The organism is Aurantibacter aestuarii (assembly GCF_003008425.1).
Lineage (GTDB): Bacteria > Bacteroidota > Bacteroidia > Flavobacteriales > Flavobacteriaceae > Aurantibacter > Aurantibacter aestuarii.
Window position 1 is genome coordinate 149,100 of sequence record NZ_PXOQ01000006.1, and the last position, 21,806, is coordinate 170,905.

At 31.6% G+C, this 21,806-nt stretch carries 23 protein-coding genes; 11 read left to right on the top strand and 12 right to left on the bottom strand.

Annotation, left to right across the window (positions count from 1 at the left end; all coding sequences use genetic code 11):
- Positions 1-14 precede the first annotated feature (14 nt).
- On the bottom strand, positions 15-2,051 hold the full coding sequence (locus tag C7H52_RS00765; RefSeq protein ID WP_106461970.1) for a M3 family metallopeptidase: 2,037 nt from the start codon (positions 2,049-2,051) through the stop codon (positions 15-17).
- 80 nt (positions 2,052-2,131) lie between these two features.
- On the bottom strand, positions 2,132-2,617 hold the full coding sequence (purE, locus tag C7H52_RS00770; RefSeq protein WP_106461971.1) for a 5-(carboxyamino)imidazole ribonucleotide mutase: 486 nt from the start codon (positions 2,615-2,617) through the stop codon (positions 2,132-2,134).
- 385 nt (positions 2,618-3,002) lie between these two features.
- Between purE and C7H52_RS00775 the strand changes: the two genes are divergently transcribed.
- Genes C7H52_RS00775 through C7H52_RS00785 form a run of 3 tightly spaced genes read left to right on the top strand, consistent with a single transcriptional unit; the run spans position 3,003 to position 5,086 of the window.
- A complete protein-coding gene (locus C7H52_RS00775) occupies positions 3,003-3,350 on the top strand; it encodes a hypothetical protein (RefSeq protein WP_106461972.1) in 348 nt (115 codons plus the stop codon).
- A 5-nt stretch (positions 3,351-3,355) separates the two neighbouring features.
- Entirely contained in the window at positions 3,356-4,786 is a 1,431-nt protein-coding gene (locus C7H52_RS00780) for a LytR/AlgR family response regulator transcription factor (RefSeq protein ID WP_106461973.1), read from the top strand.
- A gap of 33 nt (positions 4,787-4,819) precedes the next feature.
- Positions 4,820-5,086 (top strand): response regulator transcription factor, encoded by a 267-nt coding sequence (locus C7H52_RS00785; RefSeq protein ID WP_106461974.1) that lies wholly within the window; start codon positions 4,820-4,822, stop codon positions 5,084-5,086.
- 6 nt (positions 5,087-5,092) lie between these two features.
- On the opposite strand, the gene C7H52_RS00790 is transcribed toward C7H52_RS00785, so the two are convergent.
- Positions 5,093-6,247: a 5-(carboxyamino)imidazole ribonucleotide synthase gene (locus C7H52_RS00790; RefSeq protein WP_106461975.1), complete on the bottom strand. Its 1,155-nt coding sequence runs from the start codon at positions 6,245-6,247 to the stop codon at positions 5,093-5,095.
- A gap of 118 nt (positions 6,248-6,365) precedes the next feature.
- Between C7H52_RS00790 and C7H52_RS00795 the strand changes: the two genes are divergently transcribed.
- The 3 genes from C7H52_RS00795 (at position 6,366) to C7H52_RS00805 (ending at position 9,969) form a co-directional block, all read left to right on the top strand.
- Positions 6,366-7,481, top strand: coding sequence for an adenylate kinase (locus tag C7H52_RS00795; protein WP_106461976.1), 1,116 nt, complete (start codon positions 6,366-6,368; stop codon positions 7,479-7,481).
- Positions 7,482-7,543: 62 nt separating this feature from the next.
- The gene (gene obgE, locus C7H52_RS00800; RefSeq protein WP_106461977.1) at positions 7,544-8,542 is read left to right on the top strand and encodes a GTPase ObgE; all 999 of its coding nucleotides are present in this window, start codon (positions 7,544-7,546) and stop codon (positions 8,540-8,542) included.
- Between the two features lie 71 nt (positions 8,543-8,613).
- On the top strand, positions 8,614-9,969 hold the full coding sequence (locus C7H52_RS00805; protein WP_106461978.1) for a UDP-N-acetylmuramate--L-alanine ligase: 1,356 nt from the start codon (positions 8,614-8,616) through the stop codon (positions 9,967-9,969).
- Between the two features lie 12 nt (positions 9,970-9,981).
- Here C7H52_RS00805 and C7H52_RS00810 read toward each other — a convergent pair whose 3' ends face one another.
- Genes C7H52_RS00810 through C7H52_RS00825 form a run of 4 tightly spaced genes read right to left on the bottom strand, consistent with a single transcriptional unit; the run spans position 9,982 to position 11,931 of the window.
- Positions 9,982-10,419, bottom strand: coding sequence for a hypothetical protein (locus C7H52_RS00810; protein ID WP_106461979.1), 438 nt, complete (start codon positions 10,417-10,419; stop codon positions 9,982-9,984).
- A gap of 38 nt (positions 10,420-10,457) precedes the next feature.
- Positions 10,458-10,856 (bottom strand): hypothetical protein, encoded by a 399-nt coding sequence (locus C7H52_RS00815; RefSeq protein ID WP_106461980.1) that lies wholly within the window; start codon positions 10,854-10,856, stop codon positions 10,458-10,460.
- A 9-nt stretch (positions 10,857-10,865) separates the two neighbouring features.
- Entirely contained in the window at positions 10,866-11,459 is a 594-nt protein-coding gene (locus C7H52_RS00820) for an FMN-binding negative transcriptional regulator (protein ID WP_106461981.1), read from the bottom strand.
- 28 nt (positions 11,460-11,487) lie between these two features.
- Positions 11,488-11,931 (bottom strand): DUF1569 domain-containing protein, encoded by a 444-nt coding sequence (locus C7H52_RS00825; protein ID WP_106461982.1) that lies wholly within the window; start codon positions 11,929-11,931, stop codon positions 11,488-11,490.
- An 82-nt stretch (positions 11,932-12,013) separates the two neighbouring features.
- Between C7H52_RS00825 and radC the strand changes: the two genes are divergently transcribed.
- Genes radC through C7H52_RS00845 form a run of 4 tightly spaced genes read left to right on the top strand, consistent with a single transcriptional unit; the run spans position 12,014 to position 15,543 of the window.
- On the top strand, positions 12,014-12,712 hold the full coding sequence (gene radC, locus C7H52_RS00830; RefSeq protein WP_106461983.1) for a RadC family protein: 699 nt from the start codon (positions 12,014-12,016) through the stop codon (positions 12,710-12,712).
- A 60-nt stretch (positions 12,713-12,772) separates the two neighbouring features.
- A complete protein-coding gene (locus C7H52_RS00835) occupies positions 12,773-14,077 on the top strand; it encodes a polysaccharide deacetylase family protein (protein WP_106461984.1) in 1,305 nt (434 codons plus the stop codon).
- Positions 14,064-14,747: a YjjG family noncanonical pyrimidine nucleotidase gene (locus C7H52_RS00840; RefSeq protein WP_106461985.1), complete on the top strand. Its 684-nt coding sequence runs from the start codon at positions 14,064-14,066 to the stop codon at positions 14,745-14,747. Before C7H52_RS00835 ends, C7H52_RS00840 begins: the two co-directional genes overlap by 14 nt.
- A gap of 1 nt (position 14,748) precedes the next feature.
- Positions 14,749-15,543: a hypothetical protein gene (locus tag C7H52_RS00845; protein WP_106461986.1), complete on the top strand. Its 795-nt coding sequence runs from the start codon at positions 14,749-14,751 to the stop codon at positions 15,541-15,543.
- Here C7H52_RS00845 and C7H52_RS00850 read toward each other — a convergent pair.
- Positions 15,540-16,817 (bottom strand): replication-associated recombination protein A, encoded by a 1,278-nt coding sequence (locus C7H52_RS00850; protein ID WP_106461987.1) that lies wholly within the window; start codon positions 16,815-16,817, stop codon positions 15,540-15,542. The genes C7H52_RS00845 and C7H52_RS00850 overlap by 4 nt on opposite strands.
- Positions 16,818-16,902: 85 nt before the next feature.
- Between C7H52_RS00850 and C7H52_RS00855 the strand changes: the two genes are divergently transcribed.
- Positions 16,903-17,667: a rhomboid family intramembrane serine protease gene (locus C7H52_RS00855; RefSeq protein ID WP_106461988.1), complete on the top strand. Its 765-nt coding sequence runs from the start codon at positions 16,903-16,905 to the stop codon at positions 17,665-17,667.
- Here the strand turns inward: C7H52_RS00855 and rlmB are convergent.
- The 4 genes from rlmB to C7H52_RS00875 form a co-directional block, all read right to left on the bottom strand.
- Positions 17,662-18,396 (bottom strand): 23S rRNA (guanosine(2251)-2'-O)-methyltransferase RlmB, encoded by a 735-nt coding sequence (gene rlmB, locus C7H52_RS00860; protein ID WP_106461989.1) that lies wholly within the window; start codon positions 18,394-18,396, stop codon positions 17,662-17,664. The two genes, C7H52_RS00855 and rlmB, sit on opposite strands and share 6 nt — an antisense overlap.
- A gap of 71 nt (positions 18,397-18,467) precedes the next feature.
- The gene (locus C7H52_RS00865; RefSeq protein WP_146129991.1) at positions 18,468-19,463 is read right to left on the bottom strand and encodes a hypothetical protein; all 996 of its coding nucleotides are present in this window, start codon (positions 19,461-19,463) and stop codon (positions 18,468-18,470) included.
- A 20-nt stretch (positions 19,464-19,483) separates the two neighbouring features.
- Positions 19,484-20,323, bottom strand: a complete 840-nt coding sequence (locus tag C7H52_RS00870) for a hypothetical protein (RefSeq protein ID WP_106461991.1) — start codon at positions 20,321-20,323, stop codon at positions 19,484-19,486.
- Between the two features lie 14 nt (positions 20,324-20,337).
- Positions 20,338-21,801: a SusD/RagB family nutrient-binding outer membrane lipoprotein gene (locus C7H52_RS00875; protein ID WP_106461992.1), complete on the bottom strand. Its 1,464-nt coding sequence runs from the start codon at positions 21,799-21,801 to the stop codon at positions 20,338-20,340.
- Positions 21,802-21,806: the final 5 nt, after the last annotated feature.

The window sequence follows — 21,806 nt, forward strand, 5'->3', positions numbered from 1 at the left end:
TGTTATTTTAGCTTCTATTTCAGCTCAATCAACCCTGCACGTCTTAATAAAGCATCTGGGTTAGGTTCTTTTCCTCTAAAGTTTTTATAAAGTGTCATTGGATCTACCGTACCACCTTGACTAAGCACGTATTTTTGAAATTTAGTCCCAGTCTCCAAATTAAAGATGCCTGTTTCTTTAAAAAATTCAAAAGCATCTGCATCTAATACTTCTGCCCATTTATAACTGTAATAGCCCGAACTGTAACCACCTTGGAAAATGTGTGCAAAAGCTGTACTCATACAGTTACTTTCTACGTCAGGATGCAGTTTGGTGTTTTCAAAAGCCATAGTTTCATGCGCTTTTACATTGGTTATGTCACTTGGATCTACAGCGTGCCACGACATGTCTAATAAACCAAAACTTAATTGCCTTAAGGTTTGCATGCCTTCATGAAATGTAGCACTTTCTTTAATTTTTTCTATCAATTCCATTGGAATAACTTCTTCAGTCTCATAATGCGTAGCAAATAACTCTAAGGCTTCTTTTTCGTAACACCAGTTTTCTAAGACCTGACTTGGTAGTTCCACAAAATCCCAGAAGACGCTGGTACCAGATAAACTAGGATACGTTGTGTTTGCAAGCATACCATGTAGCGCATGACCAAATTCATGAAACAAGGTCGTTACTTCGTTAAATGTTAATAAAGAAGGTTTTGTTTTTGTTGGTTTTGTAAAGTTGCAAACAATGGATACGTGTGGACGTTCTTCTTCCTCATTTTTTACAAATTGTGGCTTGTAACTTGTCATCCAAGCACCATTTCGTTTTCCTGATCTTGGGAAAAAATCAGCATAAAAAAGAGCGATAAAATCGCCATTAGAATTGGTGACTTCATAGGTTAACACATCTTCGTGATACTTATCTACAGAGTCTATTTCATGAAATTCTAAGTTGAATAATTTTTCGGCAACCGTAAACGCACCATTTATAACATTTTCTAACTTAAAATAAGGTTTAAGTTTTTCATCGTCTAAATTGAATAATTTTTGCTTTAACTTTTCCGCATAAAAACCCGAATCCCACTTTTGAAAATCCTCTAAATTATCGGTTTCTTTGGCAAACATCTTTAAATTGTCGTATTCTCTTAGTGCGGCTGGTTTAGCCTTTTCTAACAACTCGTTTAAAAACGTTTTTACGGATTCCGGATTTTTTGCCATACGCTCTTCTAACACAAAATGTGCATGCGTTTGGTAACCTAATAATTGAGCACGTTGGTATCTTAAATTTGCAATGTCTAAAACGATTTGCTGATTGTCTAAGTCGTCGTTATGAAATCCTTTACTTCCAAAAGCTAAACTTAAGGTTTTGCGTAAGTCTCTGTTTTCGGCATACGTCATTACAGGAATATAACTCGGATAATCTAGCGTAAATAGCCAACCTTCCAAATCTTTAGCTTCTGCTAATTGTTTGGCAGCTTCTTTTGCGCCATCTGGTAATCCTTTTAGCTCCTCTTCATTGGTAACTAAATGTTGAAATTTATTGGTTTCAGCTAAAATATTTTCGCCAAATTTTAATTTTAAAGCGGCTAATTTTTTATCGATTTCACGAAGTTTTGTTTTATCCACTTCATTTAAATTAGCACCATTTCTAGAAAAACTCTTATACTTTTTATCTAATAAGGTCGTTTGTTCTGGTGTTAAATTAAATTGTTCTTTATTGTTATAAACGGTTTTAACGCGTTCAAATAAGGCTTCATTTAAAGTTATGTCGTTACCGAATTCGGTTAATAATGGAGAAACGTCCTGAGCTATTTTTTGAATCTCGTCATTGGTTTCGGCACTGTTTAAATTGAAAAAAATGCTGGTTACACGATCTAATTGTTGTCCAGAAAACTCTAAAGCTTCAATAGTATTTTCAAAAGTTGGAGCTTCATGATTAGTCGTTATTGCTTTAATTTCTTCTCGAGCTTCCTCAATAAGTTGAAGGATTGCAGGTTTAAAATCTTCAGTTTTAATTTGATTAAAAGGAGCTGAATTATAAGGGGTTTTAAATGTAGAAGTTAAAATACTCATGTAATGTTATTGTTTTAGGTAAAGATATAAATAAAAAAAAGCCCAAAAATGGGCTTTAATAGGTTTTTAACTAGAATGTTTTATGACTTTAAGCTTTTTGCAGCTTCTTCAACTTTAAGTTTTAAGCCTTCTTTATAAGTTATAATTTTGTCTAATACACATTTATCTGTAGCGCCAATAATTTGAGCAGCTAAAATACCTGCGTTTTTAGCTCCGTTTAATGCAACAGTAGCAACTGGAACACCACCAGGCATTTGTAATATAGATAATACAGAATCCCAACCATCTATAGAATTGCTGCTTTTTACAGGAACACCAATAACTGGTAAAGGCGACATAGATGCAACCATACCAGGTAAATGTGCTGCGCCACCTGCACCAGCAATTATTACAGATATACCACGTTTATGGGCATTCATGCTAAAATCAAATAATTTTTCTGGTGTTCTATGTGCGGATACAATATCCACTTCAATTTCAATATCAAATCCGTTTAGAATATCGATAGCGTCTTGCATGACTGGCATATCGCTATTGCTTCCCATTACTATGGCTACTTTACTCATGGTTTTTAATGTAAAATGTGTCTTACAAAAATAAACTTTTAAAATCTTTTTGCCACTTTGTTTTATAGTTTATAATTTTTTTAAATAGGATCTATAAATTGAAATTGCATTTCGTGATATATAATCTGCATTCTATGACATTTTTTTGTGCAGACCTTGATTTTGTTAGAGATTTGGAAAAAGAATAAGCGTATTATTTTTTGTGTAATCGATTGTTTTAGTTTAACCAACGTAAAAGCGCTTTTGCTTTTTGTTTAAAAGTAGAGGCGTTTTTTTTAATCAAATCCTGTAGTTTTAGAATTGATATTGATCTGTTATTTATGTAATCTGCCAAATGTTAAATAGTTATATTTAAAAACAAAAACTAATATTTAAAATTAAAATAATGAACACTTTTAGAGTAATAATTAAAAATGGAAACGGAGAAACTGCAGTTATTTATCACACCTTGCCTTATTTAAAATATAGTCTTTCAAATTCTATAGAACCTTTAGATTTACCAAACAGCTATAGAGTTTATAATTTTATAAATGACGTGGAAGGTTCTTTGGATGCTAAAGTGATTTCTAAATTTAAAACACTTTTTGAACGCTTTGGTTTAAGTTGTAATTTATATAATAGAGGTAAAGTATTTCCTGTAGATGCTATCCCATTAGATAAAACGATTGATTTTCCTGAAGATGTTGAACCGAGACACGGACAAGATGGCGGTGTAGTTGGAGATTGTAATTAAGTCTTTTGAAAAAACTAATTTTCATATTATTTGCACAATTTGTCGTAGCCCAGCAGGTTCCGATAGATTCTATTTCATACGATTATTTCTATGAGAACGAGCTGAAACAAATTGTGCGTTTAAAAGAAGCTCAAAAAAACAAACCATTTAATCCAAGTAAACAATTTGACATTGCAGAACAGTATCAAAATATAAATTGTGAAGACTCTGCTTATGCTACTTATTTTAAAGTTTATGAATATGAAAAAGCTCAACAAACTTTTGATGAACAAATGTTTAGAGAACTACTTTTTAAACTGCATAAAGTAGAGTCTAGTAAAACAGATTATGAAAAGGAAAGACGTTTTTTCCTAGGAGAGTTAAAAACACTCACACAAAATGATGTTTCTGATGAATGGTTTGCGAAAATAAAATATGAACAGTTTAAAGATTATTTTCTAGATAGTACTAAATATAATTTAGCTAATAGAGATATTAAAGCCATTCAAAATAGTGAGTTTTACAAGACTAATAATCTATTTAAAATCTCTGTATTAATTGGGTTAGGTTATTTTCAAACCAGTCAAAAACAATATTTAAACGCTGAGGCTACGCTCTTTGAGGCTTTGTATTTAGCAGAAAAAAATAAGGATACTTTAAACCAGGTTTATAGTTTTATAAATTTAAGTGTAAATGAAAACTATAGAAAGCAATATGAAAAAGCATTACATTATATAGATAAGGCTTCAAAAGTAAAAAACACTAAGTTTAAAATAAAAATCGAACGAATTTTTGCTATAATAAAAGGTAATGCTTATTCCGGGTTAAATGATTCTGTTAATTTAAAAGAACAAGATTTACGCTTAGAAAAGTTGAACCTACTTATAGATGACTTTCGGAAGAATAGTAATTTCTATGAGATAGATATTGCTTACCAAGTTAAAGAAAAGGATAAAAAAATAGTTGAGCTATCCTCTTTTAAAAAAACGTTCAAAAAAAATAAAATTGTCTATAGCATATTATTATTTGCCGTTTTTTTATTGGCTTTATATTCGTTCGTTCGTTGGAAAAAGAGTGATAGAAATAAAAAACGTTTAAATGAAGAAAATGAGTTTCTAAACATTGAGAATGAAAAAACGAAGACTGAATTAGAAAATGTAAAATCATTAGTCCATAACGACCACATTATACTTAAAAATAAAACTAAAGTGTATTTGAGTGAGCTTATTTATATAAAATCCGATGGACATTATTTAAACCTACATACCACATCAAAAAAGGAATTTGTACGCGGTAAAATTTCTGAAATGGAACAACAGTTACCTCCAAATTTTGTTAAATGTCAGCGCTCTTATATAGTTAATCAGAATTATATTAAACAATATGGTAGTACAGAAGTATTTATGTCTAATGGAGATGTTGTTCCTGTATCTAGAGGTTTCAAATTCGAAAAGTAAAGACTTTAGCGACTACAAATAAACAAAACTATTATGATTAAAATCTACAATTCTTTATTAAGACTTATGCATAAATCACCAATAAGCTGGAGTGAGTTTAAAAGTTTAACTAAGCAAGAAAAAGCAGTCTTAGATTTATTAAGTCAAGGATTATCAACTAAACAAATTGCCGAGCGATTGTATATTTCATCGCATACTGTTTCCACACATCGAAAAAATATTTATACAAAAACAGGTTGTAGTAATGTTGTAAAATTAGTAAACTATAATAATGCTATAAAACTTCTAGGTTTACAATAAGATGCCTTATCCTGCAATTACTTTAATTTGTTCTTTAACAGTTTGTGCAATTGCTCTGTCTTTATCAACTTCTTTATTTATAATAGTAACATGTCCCATTTTTCGGAAAGGTCTTGTTTCCCGTTTTCCATAAATATGCGGCGTCACACCATCTAAAGACATAATAGTTTCTATGTTTTTATAAACTACATTTCCTGTATAACCTTCGGCACCTACTAAATTTACCATAACACTGGCTACTTTATTTTCAGTACTTCCTAATGGTAAATCTAAAATGGCACGCATGTGTTGTTCGAATTGGCAAGTAAAACTCGCCTCAATAGTCTGGTGTCCAGAGTTATGAGGTCTTGGTGCCACTTCGTTAATTAATATATCGTCTTCTTGAGTTAAAAATAACTCTACAGCTAAAAGCCCAACGTGGTTATAAGCTTCACTTGTTTTTAAAGCGATCTCTTGTGCTTTTTGTTGAATATTTAAAGCAATTCTTGCCGGACAAATAACATATTCAACTTGATTGGCTTCAGGATGAAATTCCATTTCTACCACAGGATATGTTTTTACTTTTCCAGAAGCATTTCTAGCCACAATTACTGCTAATTCATTCTTAAAAGGAACCAATTGCTCCGCAATACATTCACCTTTAGGTAAATCTTTTAAGTCGCCTACGGTTCTAACTATTTTAACACCATTACCGTCATATCCAAATTGTGCACTTTTCCATACAAAAGGTAACTCAATTCCTCCATTTTTTATGGCATCTTCCACTTCACTTAAAAAAGCAAAACGACTAAATGGCGCAGTAGGTAAGTGGTTGTCTTGATAAAATAATTTCTGTGTGGCTTTATTTTGAATTTTTCGTAAAGTTTTGGGGCTTGGATAAACTTTTTTGCCTTCTTTTTCTAATTGCTCTAAAGCATCAAGATTTACATTTTCTATTTCAATAGTTATTAAATCGACTTGTTTACCAAAATTATAAACATCGTCATAATTTAATAAATCGCCTTTTATAAATGTATTACAAGCTAGTTTTGCTGGAGCCTCTTCATTAGGGTCTAAAACAAAAGTTGTAATGTCAAATTTGCGGGTATTATAAAGTAACATTTTACCTAATTGTCCACCGCCTAAAATACCTAATTTAAAGTCTGAAGAAAAATAATTCATAAAGCTAAAGTTAAACACAAAAGTAAAGATTTCTATTTAATCTTACTATTAAAAACAAAGGGGAAATTTTAGAATAAGCTGAAGCAATTACCTATCTTTGAACCCTTAAACTAAACCTATGCAAACCATTAAGTTAGACGACTTGTTTTTCAAGCCTTTTAAAACGGCTAATGACATTGATAAGGCAGTTTCTAAAATGGCTGCAACCATTGCAGAAGACTTAGGAGATGAAATTCCGGTTTTTGTGGGTATACTAAACGGGTCGTTTATGTTTGTAAGCGATTTTGTAAAGAAATACCCAAAACCTTGCGAAGTTACTTTCATAAAATTAGCTTCTTATGAAGGGGTAAAATCTTCTGAAGATATACAACGTTTAATTGGATTAACTCAAGATTTAACCAATAGAACTGTTGTTGTTCTGGAAGATATTATAGACTCTGGAAATACATTAAATGAAGTCCATCGCATATTTAAAAATGAAAACGTTAAACAGCTTTTAATAGCCAGTTTATTTTTTAAACCAGAAGCTTATAAAAAAGATTTTAAAATTCATTATACTGGCATGACCATTTCTAACGAATTTATAGTTGGTTATGGTTTAGATTACAATGGATTAGGTAGAGATTTACCTGAAGTATATCAAATAAAAAACACAACACACATGACAAATTTAGTCTTATTTGGCCCTCCAGGAGCCGGAAAAGGTACACAAGCAGAATTTTTAAAAGATAAATATAACTTAGTGCATATTTCTACAGGAGATGTGTTTCGTTTTAATATGAAAAATGAAACAGCCTTAGGAACTCTAGCAAAATCATATATTGATAAAGGACAATTAGTTCCAGATCAGGTGACTATAGATATGCTTGAGGCAGAAGTTGAAAAAAACAGTGATGCTGAAGGCTTTATATTTGATGGATTCCCTAGAACTAATGCTCAGGCAGAGGCTTTAGACGAGTTAATGTCTCGAAAAGACTCTCAAATCAATGCCATGATTGCTCTTGAAGTAGACGATGAGGTTTTGGTACAGCGTTTATTAAAACGTGGTAAAACCAGTGGTAGAAAAGATGATGCGAACGAAGATGTTATCCGTAACCGAATTAAGGTGTATTATGATGAAACATCTATTTTAAAAGAGTTTTATTCAAAACAAAACAAATACTATGGCGTAGATGGAGTTGGTAGTATTTCAGATATAACAAATCGCATTAGCAAAGTTATAGATAAGCTTTAAATAAAGCTTTAGGTTTAGAAATTTAATTTTTAAACCAATAATAGACTAAATTAAAGGAAAAAATGACTGAAGGAAATTTTGTCGATTATGTGAAAATGCAGGTATCTTCTGGTAATGGAGGAAAGGGATCTTCGCATTTACATCGTGAAAAATATATAGCTAAAGGCGGACCAGATGGTGGTGATGGTGGTAGAGGAGGACATGTTATTATTAGAGCTAATCCAAATCTTTGGACCTTATTACATCTTAAGTTTAAACGACACATACGCGCTGGTCATGGAGAACATGGTAGTAGTGGAAGAAGTAGTGGAGGCGATGGAGAGGATATCTACGTAGATGTGCCTTTAGGTACAGTAGTAAGAGATACTGAAAGCGATAAAATTTTATTTGAAATTACTGAAGAAGGTGAAGAGCGTATAGTTGCTGAAGGTGGAAAAGGTGGTTTAGGAAACTGGCATTTTAAAAGTTCTACCAATCAAACCCCAAGATACGCACAGCCTGGTATTCCTTTAGAGGAAAAATATATCACTTTAGAGCTAAAAGTGTTAGCAGATGTTGGTTTAGTTGGGTTTCCAAATGCAGGAAAATCAACATTGTTATCTGTTTTAACTTCAGCAAAACCTAAAATAGCCGATTATGAGTTTACCACTTTAAAACCAAATTTAGGAATTGTAGAATATCGAGATTTTCAAACCTTTGTTATGGCAGATATTCCTGGTATAATTGAAGGAGCTGCAGAAGGAAAAGGGCTTGGATATTACTTTTTAAGACATATAGAACGTAATTCAATTCTATTGTTTTTAATTCCAGCAGATGCTAAAGATATTAAGAAGCAGTATGATATTTTGTTAGACGAATTGCGCCGTTATAATCCAGAAATGCTAGATAAAGAAAGGATTGTTGCAATTTCTAAATGCGATATGTTAGATGAAGAATTAAAGGCAGAAATGAAATTGGAATTGGATAACGAATTACCTGTTCCTTATATATTTATATCTTCTGTAGCACAACAAGGCTTAACCGAATTAAAAGATATGCTTTGGAAATCTTTAAATGCATAAATTAAAATTACCGTAAAGTTTAAACTTAAGATTTGCTTAATTTTTTTAGATAGAAATACCAATTAATAGTCATGAACGTACATTTTATAGCTATAGGAGGAAGCGCTATGCACAATTTAGCATTAGCATTACATGAAAAAGGATATCATGTTAGTGGTAGTGACGATACTATTTTTGAGCCCTCAAAATCTCGCTTAGAGTCTCGTGGATTGCTACCAGAAAATTTTGGTTGGTTTCCAGAAAAAATATCTGAAAAGCTTGATGCAATTGTTTTAGGTATGCATGCAAAAGCCGATAATCCTGAATTGTTAAAAGCACAAAGCTTAGGCCTTAAAATTTATAGCTATCCGGAATTTTTATATGAGCAATCCAAACATAAAACGCGTGTAGTTATTGGTGGCTCTCATGGAAAAACAACTATAACCTCAATGATACTTCATGTCATGCATTATCATGATAGAGACGTCGACTATATGGTTGGTGCACAATTGGAAGGTTTTGATGTTATGGTCAAACTTACCGAAGACAACGATTTTATGGTTCTTGAAGGCGATGAGTATTTGAGTTCTCCAATAGATAGAAGACCAAAGTTTCATTTATATAAACCTAATATTGCTTTATTAAGTGGTATAGCTTGGGACCATATAAATGTATTTCCAACTATAGAAAATTACGAAGAACAGTTTAGCATCTTTGTAGATAGTATCGTTAAGGGCGGAAGCATTAATTATAATGAAGAAGATGAAGCTGTTAAGCGTATTGTGGAAGCAAGTGAAAATCCTATTCGTAAAATTGCTTACCAAACTCCAGAATATACAGTTGAAAACGGAGAAACACTTTTAGAAACTCCTGAAGGTCCAATGCCAATTGAAGTATTTGGAAAGCATAACCTAAATAATTTAGCTGGAGCTAAGTGGATTTGTCAACATATGGGTATAGATGAGGACGATTTTTATGAGGCCATTTCTACATTTAAAGGCGCCAGTAAACGTTTAGAAAAAATTGCAGAAAGTTCTACTAGCGTTGCCTATAAAGATTTTGCTCATTCACCAAGTAAAGTAGAAGCAACTACCAATGCTGTAAAAGAGCAGTACCCAAATAGAACTTTATTAGCATGTTTAGAGTTACACACTTATAGTAGTTTAAATGCTGAATTTTTAAAGGAGTATAAGGGCGCACTTGACGCTGCAGATGTTGCTGTTGTGTTTTACAGTCCTCACGCAGTAGAAATAAAGCAATTAGAAGAAGTGACCGAGCAACAAATTGCAGAGGCTTTTAAACGGGACGACTTAATTATTTATACCAATCCAGACGCTTTTAAAACCTATTTATTCAATCAGGATTTTAAAAATAAAACCTTGTTGTTAATGAGTTCTGGTAACTATGGAGGTTTAGATTTTGACGAGGTAAAAGGTTTGATTAAGTAAATTTAATAAACACTAGTTTAACCAATTCTTTTTAATAGCATAATTAGAAAACCAGATTAAAAACACTGCAAAAAGAATAACCATTATAGGCATACTTGCAGCTTGACCAGGTCCGTAAACTTCAATGGATTTGGTAAAAAAAACATTATGAATCATTTGTGGGATAATACCACACAAAGAAATTATAAAAGCCAGTTTGGCCCATTTTTTTCTTAATAATAACCCCAAGGAACCTAAAAGCCCAAAAAATACTGCTATTGCAAATACTATAGTGGTCCAAATAGGATATTCACCATAAAGAGCTCTTTCATTTTCGGGCAATTGCGCTATAGCTTCATCTGTAATAAATGTGTGTGCAAAAAAAGATATAACACCCATAAGATTCCATAATAAAGCTATAATAGCTAAAGCCCAAAACCATTTAGGAATTTTTACAATAATTTGATTCATAATTAGAGTTTTTTATATTTAAATTTACTGTAAATAGTTTAATCTTCCTCGCCAATCTCATCAAAATGTTCAAAACGGGTAAACTCTAGTTTTTCTTTATTAATAATTTTAAGCATGGTTTCTTTATCTTTTTTTAAGCGTTGAATTAAAAAATTTAATTGCAAATTAAATAAGATATGTCCCAAAACGGCAGCACCTATAATAAAACAAAAGGTACCTATACCAAAGTTGTAAGCATAAAATTCATTAACCGCTCGTTCCATTTTGTGTGCTTTTTCAATTTCAGATAAGTTGGTCATAAAAAACACAAAGAAAGAAATCACAAGACCTAGTATTAAAATATAAAGCCAATTTCTCTTAAAATAATTTTTTGTGTAATGATGAGATTGTATTTGTGTCTCAATAATACGTAAACGACGTTCTTGAAATTCTGTCATCTTAATAAGTTACTGTTTTAATATTTGATTAATAAAACTTTCTATGGAGTTATTTTGACTTTGAATGAGATGATGCTTTGCAATTTCAAATTCTTCTATAGGCTTATCCTGAGACATTTTAAGCTTGCCTTCCCATTGTAAGTTTTCAATTTTAAACCCCGAAATGTATTGTACCAAATACGCCATACGCTCATCATCTAAATTTAAACGGTAATTATGTTCTGGTGCTTCTAAAACTTCGGTCATTTCTACAATACTTTGCTTTATAGCATCATTACTTTCAATTTTAGAAACTGTTCCAGTAATGTGTAATTTTATATAGTTCCAGGTTGGTAACTGTTTGCTGTTAAATAAACTAGGCGAAATATAACTTTGTGGACCAGAAAAAATTAAAGTAACCTCGTTATTATTTTTTAATAAACAGGTTTGTGAATTTTGATTATCAATATGACCATAAATCACATCATCTTTATAAATAAGCGGTAAATGTGTAATAAAAGGGCGGTTTTTATCTACTGAAATTACTGTGGCTAATGGATAGCGTTTAATAATTTCAATTAGCGTTTCTTTTTTAAATTCCTGATAGTGTTTTGGAGGATACACGGTTGTAGTTTTTTAAATTGAAATAGAATTAGACGCCAAATTGTGTTAAGTGATGGTCTAAATGCTTAAACTGAAGTTGTCCCCATTGTTGTGACGTAAACGTACCAAAACTTGGGTGCGGTTCCCAACTGGTTTTATCCTTATGTAGCATAACTTCTTCTACCAGACTTAATAATTGTTTTTTTTCGGAGCTAAAATCTTTAGTGCTATTAACTTTAAGTTGTTTGGCTGTAGGCAAATTTTTTCTCCAAGGTTTATCGTTATAAAGAGATTTTTTAAAGAATAGTGTTATTAGCCAGAAAGGTTTTAAACCATAATCTTTTTTTTGTAGCATAATATTTAATGGTGCCTGGCAATGATGTAGCATTTGTGAGACATTCATTTTCCCCCAAAGTGGTTGAGAGTTTTCTTCTAAACTATGAATTCTAGAAATTATGTCTTTGTGGGCTTTATCTTCAAAAATAGATGTCATAACAGATCATTTTTATGTTTTAAAATTACATAAATAAAAACGGAATCTGTTTCAGAAATAAAAAAAGAATTAACTTTAAATCATGGAAGGAAAGAAAACACCTTTTTCTATAAAACACTGGTCTGAAACCGATCAACCACGGGAAAAACTAGTTTTAAAAGGGAAAACAGCACTAAGCGATGCAGAGTTAGTTGCTATTTTAATTGGTTCTGGTAATAGACAAGAAAGTGCGGTAGCCTTATGCCAGCGTATTCTAGCTTCTACAAATAACAATCTAAATGCCTTAGGAAAATTAACGGTTAACGAGTTAATGACGTTTAAGGGTATTGGCGAAGCTAAAGCGGTAAGTATTGTTGCAGCTTTAGAATTGGGACGACGTAGAAGAGTAGAAGAGGCGCTTATTTTAGATAAAATAACTTCAAGCAAATCTGTTTTTGAACTTATGCAACCCATAATTGGCGAATTGCCCCATGAAGAATTCTGGATTATCTATTTAAATAATTCCAATAAGGTTATACATAAGTCTCAGCTTAGTAAAGGTGGGATAACTGGTACATTGGTAGATACACGATTGGTTTTAAAAGAAGCGTTGCAGTTTGGCGCTGTTGCTTTAATTTTAGTACATAATCATCCCTCTGGAACATTACAACCTAGTCAAGCAGACAAACAAATTACTACAAAACTTAAAGTGGCAGCAGAAAGCTTAGATATTAAAGTGCTAGACCATATTATTATAACAGAAACCACCTATTTTAGTTTTGCAGACGAAGCTTTGTTATAAAAACATTTTAGAACGCTATTAATGTTGTAATTTATTATTTTTACAGTATAAATATTTAAAATGCTTTTAATCTACACGACAGACATTACCCCTAGAGTAAAATATGCTTTTAAGCAAGTTTGTACACGTATTTTAAATATTCCTGTTGAGTTTACAACCACTATAGAGGCTTTTATAGGGCACACCTCACTAAAAATGTCTTATTCCAAACAGGCTTTGGGTAAAGAGTTGCATGTAAGATCTCATGATTTACTTTTTGAACAAGGTTTGAATGACCTAGATTTTAGAGTACATGATTGGGATAAGACTAAATGCTTTTTTTTTAATGGAGAAAATGGTCATTTACCTTTTGATATTTTTGCGGCTAGTTTTTATTTACTAACACGCTATGAAGAATACCAACCACATGTAAAAGACGAATTTGGTAGATATATGGCTTCCGAAAGCTTAGCATATAAAAATAATTTTCTTGAGCAGCCAGTTGTAGATATTTGGGCTTATAAATTTTTAGAGCTTCTCAAAGAATTTTATCCAGATTATCAATTTCCAACACGAACTTATACTGTAAAGCCTATAATAGATATTCCTAAAGCTTATAAGTTTAAACACATTGGTTTTTTTAATACCATTACTGGAGTATTAAATGATGTGTTTCAACTAAAATTTAGTGAAGTTTACAAACGTTTTTCGGTTTTAATAGGTCTAAAAAGAGACCCGTACGATACGTACAAATACATTATTAATCAGCAAAAAAAAGCTAAAACTAAATTTGTCTTTTTCTTTTTAGTGGGCGACTATACTACATACGACCAATCTATTAATATTCAAAACCAAAACTTTATTTCTTTAATAAAACATGTGTGTGATTATTGCCAGGTTGGTTTAAAAACCACCTTTAATGCCTTAACCGATATTAAAGAGTTAAAAAAAGAAAAATTACGTTTGGAAGCTGTTACCAATAAAACATTATCTGGTTGTAGGCAATCTTTTTCAAAAGTAAACCTGCCTGAATCTTATAGAAATTTAGTAGAATTAGAGATTTTTAGTGATTTTACTATGGGTTATATAAATCATATAGGTTTTAGAGCAGGTACTTGTACACCTTTTTTGTTTTATGATTTGGATTATGAAGTACAAACACCTTTAGTTATTAATAGCTTTCACTTTTTAGATCATTCCATATTAAAAATCAACTCGCTGTTAGATAAAGAGCAGAAAATAAAAAAACTAATGGCTGAGGTAAAAGCGGTTAATGGAACTTTTGTACCAGTTTATCATAGTTACACGTTTAGCGACGAGCCAAAATGGCAGCATTTTAAAGCATTATTTAAAACGATATTGAAATCTGTAAATGAAACATATTAAGCATATATTTTTTGATTTGGACCACACACTTTGGGACTTCGATAAAAATTCTAAACTAACCTTTATTTATCTTTTTGAGAAACATAAATTAGACATAGATGTTGAAAAATTTTTAGAAGGTTATGAAGTTATTAATTTAAAATATTGGAAGCTTTATAGAGAAGATAAAATTAACAAAGACGACCTAAGGTTTAATAGACTTAAGGAAGCTTTAGATGTAATTAATTTTGATGCTTCAGATGATTTAATTCGTATCTTATCAGAAGACTATATTACATACTTAACCCAATACAATTTTTTATTTGATGGAACTTTAGAAATTTTAGAGTATCTACATACCAAATATCACTTACATATCTTAACCAATGGGTTCACTGAAGTTCAAAGTTTAAAGATGAATAAATCAGGGATAGCAAAGTATTTTAAAACTATTACAGATGCTGAAATGGTTGGTGTTAAGAAACCAAACCCGAAAATATTTAACTTCGCTTTACATAAAGCAGAAGCCCTTAAAACTAACAGTATTATGATAGGAGACAGTCTTGAAGCAGATATTTTAGGAGCAATAGATATAGGATTGGACGCTATTTTTTTCAATCCTAAAAATAAAGAATCACAAAACGGAATTAAAACGGTTAACCATTTATCTTTAATTAAAACTTACTTATAGTATGAAATTACTTAATAAAATTGCACTTACAGCTTTTCTTTTTATATCAATTATCACTATTACTTATAGTCAAGATTTAAATGACTATAAATACATTTTGGTGCCTGAAAAATTTGAAGAAATGAAAGTGGCAGATCAATACCGTCTTAATGGTTTAACAAATTATTTATTTAATGAAAATGGGTTTATATCTTTTATTGGAAAATCCAATTTACCTGAAGATGCTTTTAAAAATAATTGTTTAGTGTTGAATGCAGAGCTCTTAAATGAATCTGGTTTTTTTCAAACTAAGGTAGCTATTCAATTAAAAAATTGTAGAGATGAAGTAGTTTACACATCTCAATATGGTGAATCTAGAGATAAAAAATATATTGTAGCCTATAATGAAGCTTTAAGAGCTTCATTGAAAGATTTATCTTCATTAAATTATAACTATATTCCTAAAATAGAAAAAGTTAATACGGAAAGTAGTCAAGGTAATGATCCAAAAGTAGAAATATCCACAGTTCCCAAAAAAGAAACACAAATAAAACCTATGGGTACTCAAGGTGTAGATGCAGATATAAACTTAGTAAAATCATATAACGCAACGCTAGTACCTAATACTATTTCAGATTTTCAAGTATTTAATTCTGAAGGTAGATTGGTTTATATTATCTTATATACGGGTAGAGAAGAGCTCTATATGGTTAAAGATATGCAAGCCATTATTTATAAAAAAGAAGCAGTATGGGTATTAGCAGATAGATCTAAAGGCGATTTAAACCTTAAAGTGTTAGAAATTAGTTTTAATTAATAGCCGTATTTATCCTGCCATCTGTTTTTTAAAAAATCCTGAAGTGCTTTTTCTCTTTGATTATTTCCTGGATTATAAATCTTTGTATCTGTTATACTATCTGGTAAAAATTCTTGACTCACAAAGTTGTTGGCATAATTGTGGGCGTAACCATAATTTTTACCATAACCAATGTCTTTCATCAATTTAGTAGGAGCATTTCTTAAATGAAGCGGAACTTGCAAATCTCCAGTTTCTCTTACTAATTTTTGGGCTTCATTAATAGCCATATAGGCAGAATTACTTTTCGCAGAACATGCTAGGTAAATAACTGTTTGACTTAAAATAATCCGCGATTCTGGATAACCTACTACAGCAACCGACTGAAATGTTGTATTTGCCATAATAAGTGCAGTAGGATTAGCATTACCAATGTCTTCACTTGCAAGTATTATTAGTCTTCTGGCAATAAATTTAACGTCTTCACCGCCTTCAATCATTCGTGCTAGGTAATATAAAGCAGCATTCGGATCACTACCTCGAATGGATTTAATAAAAGCAGAAATGATGTCATAATGTTGTTCACCTGTTTTATCATATTTAGCTGGACTATGTTTAACTTTATCGTAAACCAATTCATCCGTAATTATAATAGGATCTTCTGTGGCAGCGTTTATTACCAATTCAAAAACGTTTAATAGTTTACGGGCATCTCCGCCAGAAAGTCTTAATAAGGCTTTAGTATCCTTTAAGGTAATATCTTTATTTGAAAGAATAACGTCTTCGCTTAGTGCTCTGTTTAAAATTCGTTCTAAATCTTCTTTATTAAAAGCCTCTAATATATAAACCTGACAGCGTGATAATAGTGCTGAAATTACTTCAAAACTAGGATTTTCTGTAGTTGCTCCAATTAGAGTCACCCAACCTTTTTCAACAGCTTGTAATAAAGAGTCTTGTTGAGATTTACTAAACCTGTGGATTTCGTCTATAAATAAAATTGGATTTTTGGTTGTAAATAGTCCTCCACTTTGTTTTGCTTTATCTATAACATCTCTAATGTCTTTCACACCAGAATTTATAGCACTCAAAGCAAAAAATGGACGTTTGGATGTTTCGGCAATAATATGAGCCAAGGTAGTTTTACCTGTTCCTGGTGGACCCCACAAAATAATAGAAGGTATAATTCCCTGTTTTATAACTTGAGATAACGTGCCTTTTGGTCCAACTAAATGGCGTTGACTTATATAATCTTCTAAAGTTTTTGGACGTAAACGTTCTGCTAATGGCGTGTTCATATTCAAAATTAACTATTTATCAATTAAATATACTGTCAATAATTCACTTTTTAATTATTGGTTCTTTTTTTGATATTTTAGAGTTATGAAACATAAGTCTGATAGTATCCAATTAAATACCTTACTTTATCCATTAGGGTTGGTTACACTTATATGGCTTATCTATTCCATAGAAGTGAGATGGAATTTAAATTTTAATCATCTTGGTATTTATCCTAAGTCGATTAAAGGCTTATTAGGAATTTTTACATCACCATTTATTCACAGTGATATATCCCACTTATATAGTAACACATTTCCTTTATTAATACTAAGTTTAGCTTTGTTCTATTTTTATAGGTCTATTGCTTTAAAAATTTTATGTTATTCTATTCTTTTTACAGGAATTTTAACATGGATCATAGGAAGAGAAAGTTACCATATTGGTGCAAGTGGTTTAATTTACGCCTTGTTTAGCTTCCTATTTTTTAAGGGTATTTTTACTCAGTACTACCGGCTTATTGCCTTATCCTTAGTGGTGGTTTTTATATATGGAAGTATGATTTGGTATACGTTACCAATTGAAGAGCAAATCTCTTGGGAAGGCCATTTAAGTGGTTTTATTGTGGGAACTATGTTGTCTTTAATCTTTAAGAAAAACCTTTATATTAAGGAACAGTTTGTTTGGGAAACAGAAGATTTTAAAGAAGAAGAAGATCCCTTTTTAAAACAATTTGACGAAAACGGTTATTTTTTTGAAATCGAAGTAGAGGAGGATGAGTTTGAAAGCACAGATACTAATGAAACATCAACTCAAACTTCTTACGGAACAACTTATAAATATATTTACAAATCTAAAGATAATTTATAAGCGTTGTCTTAAAGCTTCATATAAAAAAGCACCACAAGCTACAGAAACATTTAAAGATTCAATCTTGCCTTTTAGAGGAAGTTTTGCTTTATGTTCTACCATTTTTAAAACTGATGGGTTTATTCCTTTTCCTTCAGAACCCATAATGATAGCACACGGTAAATTAAAGTCCATATCGTACACTAATTTTTCTGTTTTTTCAGTAGCAGCAATTACATTTACTTCATTTGCCTGAAAAAAGAAAAGTGCATCTTTAATATGGTCAACTTTACAAATTGGAATTTTAAAAACAGCACCTGCACTGGTTTTAATGGTGTCTCCATTTACCGGAGCTCCTCCCTTTTTTTGTATAATAATACCGCTTACTCCCGTACATTCTGCAGTTCTAATAATTGCACCAAAATTTCTTACATCGCTTAGTTGATCTAAAATTAAAAACAAAGGTTTAGATTCTGTTTGTATTACATTTTCATACAAATTATCTAAATCATGAAATTCTATTGGCGCAATTTGTGCAACTGCTCCTTGGTGGTTTTTATCTGTTAGCTTATTTAATTTCTCAACAGGTACGTATGACGCATTTAGTCTTTTGGATTTAATGGTGTCTTCCAATTCTTTATAAATATCACCACTTAAACCTTTTTGTAGAAAGATTTTATCAATAGCTTCATTAGCATTTATTGCTTCAATGATTGCTCTAAGTCCAAATATTTGCGTGCTTTTTTCCATGACGTAAAAGTATAAAAAAACGCCTGATACAAATCAGGCGTTTTTATGATTATTTGTAATTTAATCGTTAATTACTCAGCAGCAACTAACTCACCAGATGCATTGTAAACAGTATACTTACCATTTACTACTTCAATAGTTGCAACAGATCTTACACCATTACCACCATTATTACTTGACCCATCAAATGCAGAGTATTCAGATGATAAATCTAATACTGCATTAAATTGCCCAACTTTAGCCAAAGTTAAAGTCATTGGGAATGTAAAATCAGTAACTAATACATCATTATTTGTTGCACTTAAACTTGGAAAGAAATCCCAAAAATCTACTTCTACTGTGTATGTTCCATCAGCTAAAACACTTGTCGCTAAAGAGTTTGGATCTACAGTTTCAATTAAGAATTCAGGACAGTTCCCTGTAAAAGCATAAGCATCAAAACTAGTTAAGTAAACATCAAAATCTGCTAAGTCACATCCATGACCTTCAACTTCTAGAGTTTCATCATCAGCAGTTGTTCCTAAAACATTTTGTCTTAGGACTTCGTAAGTGATGTCACTTTCCCAATCTAATATTAGTCCAAAATTGTCAGAAGTAAAGTTTGTAACTTCAACTTCAAAAGTATCATTTACACCAATAGAACCTAGTCCAGAACCAGTACTTCTTAGTTTAAAAACTAAAGTCTCAGTATCTTCGTCAAATAAGTCTTTTGTTGCTGTAATGTTAAAAGCCACTTCTGTTTGTGTTGCAGGAATAGTGATTTCATAACCTTCTAGACCTAAACCATCTTCAGCAGTTGTAGCGCCAACATCATTACCATCTGCATCACTAACAAAGTAATCATCGTTAGTTCCTCCACTAATTAATTCTAATTTATAGTTTACATCTTCTCTTAAACCATAAGCTAATCTTAAATTAACAGTAGTTGTCTGGCCTTCTTCTATGGTATTTAATGTTTGACCAACAATTGTTACTTCTGGTTTATCAGAAAATGTATATTCTTGATCATCATCGATACATGATGTAAATGCAGCACTAACTAATAAAGCTGCAAAAATTGTTTTCATATTTGTTAGTTTTCTCATAATTATAATTTGGTATAATAGTTAGTATATACTCTATCTCCTGCAGCAAACCCTATTTGATAAACGATTTCAACATCACCATTATCGAAAACTTCTCCATCTGTTCCATCTGAAGTTAATCCTTTAACTTCATTACTATAGAATCCTTGAGCTAATCCTTGTAATGGTACTGTAATATCTCCACAAATATCAATAAACGTCATACCTTGGTCTGGAGCAATAGTTCCTTGCTGCCATCCACCTGTAGTCTGAGACTTAAATGTGTTAATATCCTGAACTGTAAATCCTTGCACACCATGATTCCACATTGCACCATCATCTCTAGATACTGCACATGTGTAATTAAAACTGTCTAGGTTAGATTGACATCCAACAAAAATAATATCGAATTTACTATTTAATGCTGATACAACTGCTCCAGCTTCACTTACCGAAGTAAGATTAAGAGTTAAAGTCGTTTTCATTGTCGGATTTAAACTTGCAGTGTTTACAATAATTGGAATGTTTGCAAATGTAGATCCTGCTGGTATAACAATTGAATTTGTAGTATTTACAAAATCAAATTCAACACCTTCTGTTGCTGTACTTGAAGCATCAACAGAGTAATTGATTGTTATTGGTGTAGAAGAAACTGAACCATCAGCACCTCCAATTAGATTTACTGGAAATTCTCTTTCAATCCCACCTAAATCTTCGAAATATGCTACTGATGCAAATGATGTAGGGAAACCTACTACTCTTGGTGTAGCAGCGAATCCGTTATCAACTTCATCGTCTACGATACATGACACAGCTAAAATAGCAGTCATGAACATTGCTGTCATTAATTTAAATTTTTTCATAATTTTTCTTTTTTTTAGTTACCCCAGAAAATTGTTGTATTAAAAGCGTCTGCTTGTGTCTGGGCTGGCACGTTAGCAGCGTTTCCTGAAAACTCAGAATTTGGATACATTAATCTATTTGGTTTGTCAGGGAATTGAGCTGTAGTTGGTAATGGAACTACAGGGAAACCAGTTCTAGTGTAATCAATCCAAGATTCTATTGCGTTAATACCATTAACAGCAATCCATTTTTGAGTCATGATAGACTCAATTTTGTTAGTTGAAGCAGCATAACTAATAGAAGGTTGGTTGTAATATGTCATAGCTCCTGTTGCTCCTAATAAGTTGAAAGATGCTTCTATTCCACTATTATATGCTGTTGCAGCATCTCCAGCTAAATAGCCTCTTTCATAAGCTTCAGCTAATAAGAAGAAAGCCTCAGCAGAAGTCATTAAATAACCATCCTGACTAGATCCTACAAGTAATCCAGCACCTAAACCTGATAATGGAGTAGCGGCTGTTGTTTCACCTTGTCTAATTCCTACAAAGTTACCAGCGCTATTAGGTCTATAAATTCTTCCTAAACGTGCATCATTTACTCCTGTAGTAGAACCTTGTAAAAATTGGATTGCATACTCAGATCCTCTAATAAAGTTGTTTGTAGTTGTGACGTTCCCATTAGTATCTTCTCCATAGGTACCAAAAAATGGATTTTGCTGTGCAGCTTCTGCATTACTATAACCTGGATTGATAGTCACATCATCTGTAAAGAATGTTTCTCCTGCTAATAAAGCAAACTGATCGTTTAAATAAGTCTGTGAATCAGAATTTGTTTCAGCTCTTGTAGCTTCTCTAATTAAAATTTTAACTTTAAGTGTATTAGCAAAACTTTTCCAAGTTGCCATAGAACCACCAAATATAATGTCTTCATCACCAACTGCAGATCCAGAGTTCGAATCTATTAAAGCAATTGCAGCATTTAATTGAACGATTAAATCACGATATATCGCTTGGTCATCATCATATTTTGGTGTTAAATTATCACCTGCTTTGAATGCTTCAGAATAAGGAACATCTCCATACAAATCTACAATATATTGCATGTAAAATGTTTTCATAATCATTGCAATAGCTTTGTGATTATTAAAATCATTTCCTTCACTATCAATAATTGTTTGAAATGGATAAATACCTAAGTATAATCCTGACCATATACCAGCATAAAATGTGTTATCAATTGCTAGAGAAAATTCATCAGCAAATCCTCCTGTAAAAGAATTTACATTTGGCCCCCATGTATTCATAAAAGCATTACCTAATCTATTCATGGTATTACTTTGTGTTGGGTAGATTGTTTCCATTGCACCAGCTAATATTAAATTAGCTGGGACACTTTCTTTTGTTGGATTATTTGGAGACTCATTAACGTCTAAATAATCACTACATGACATTTGCACTAATCCTAGAGCAAATAATACTATTAAAAATTTATTTTTCATTTCTA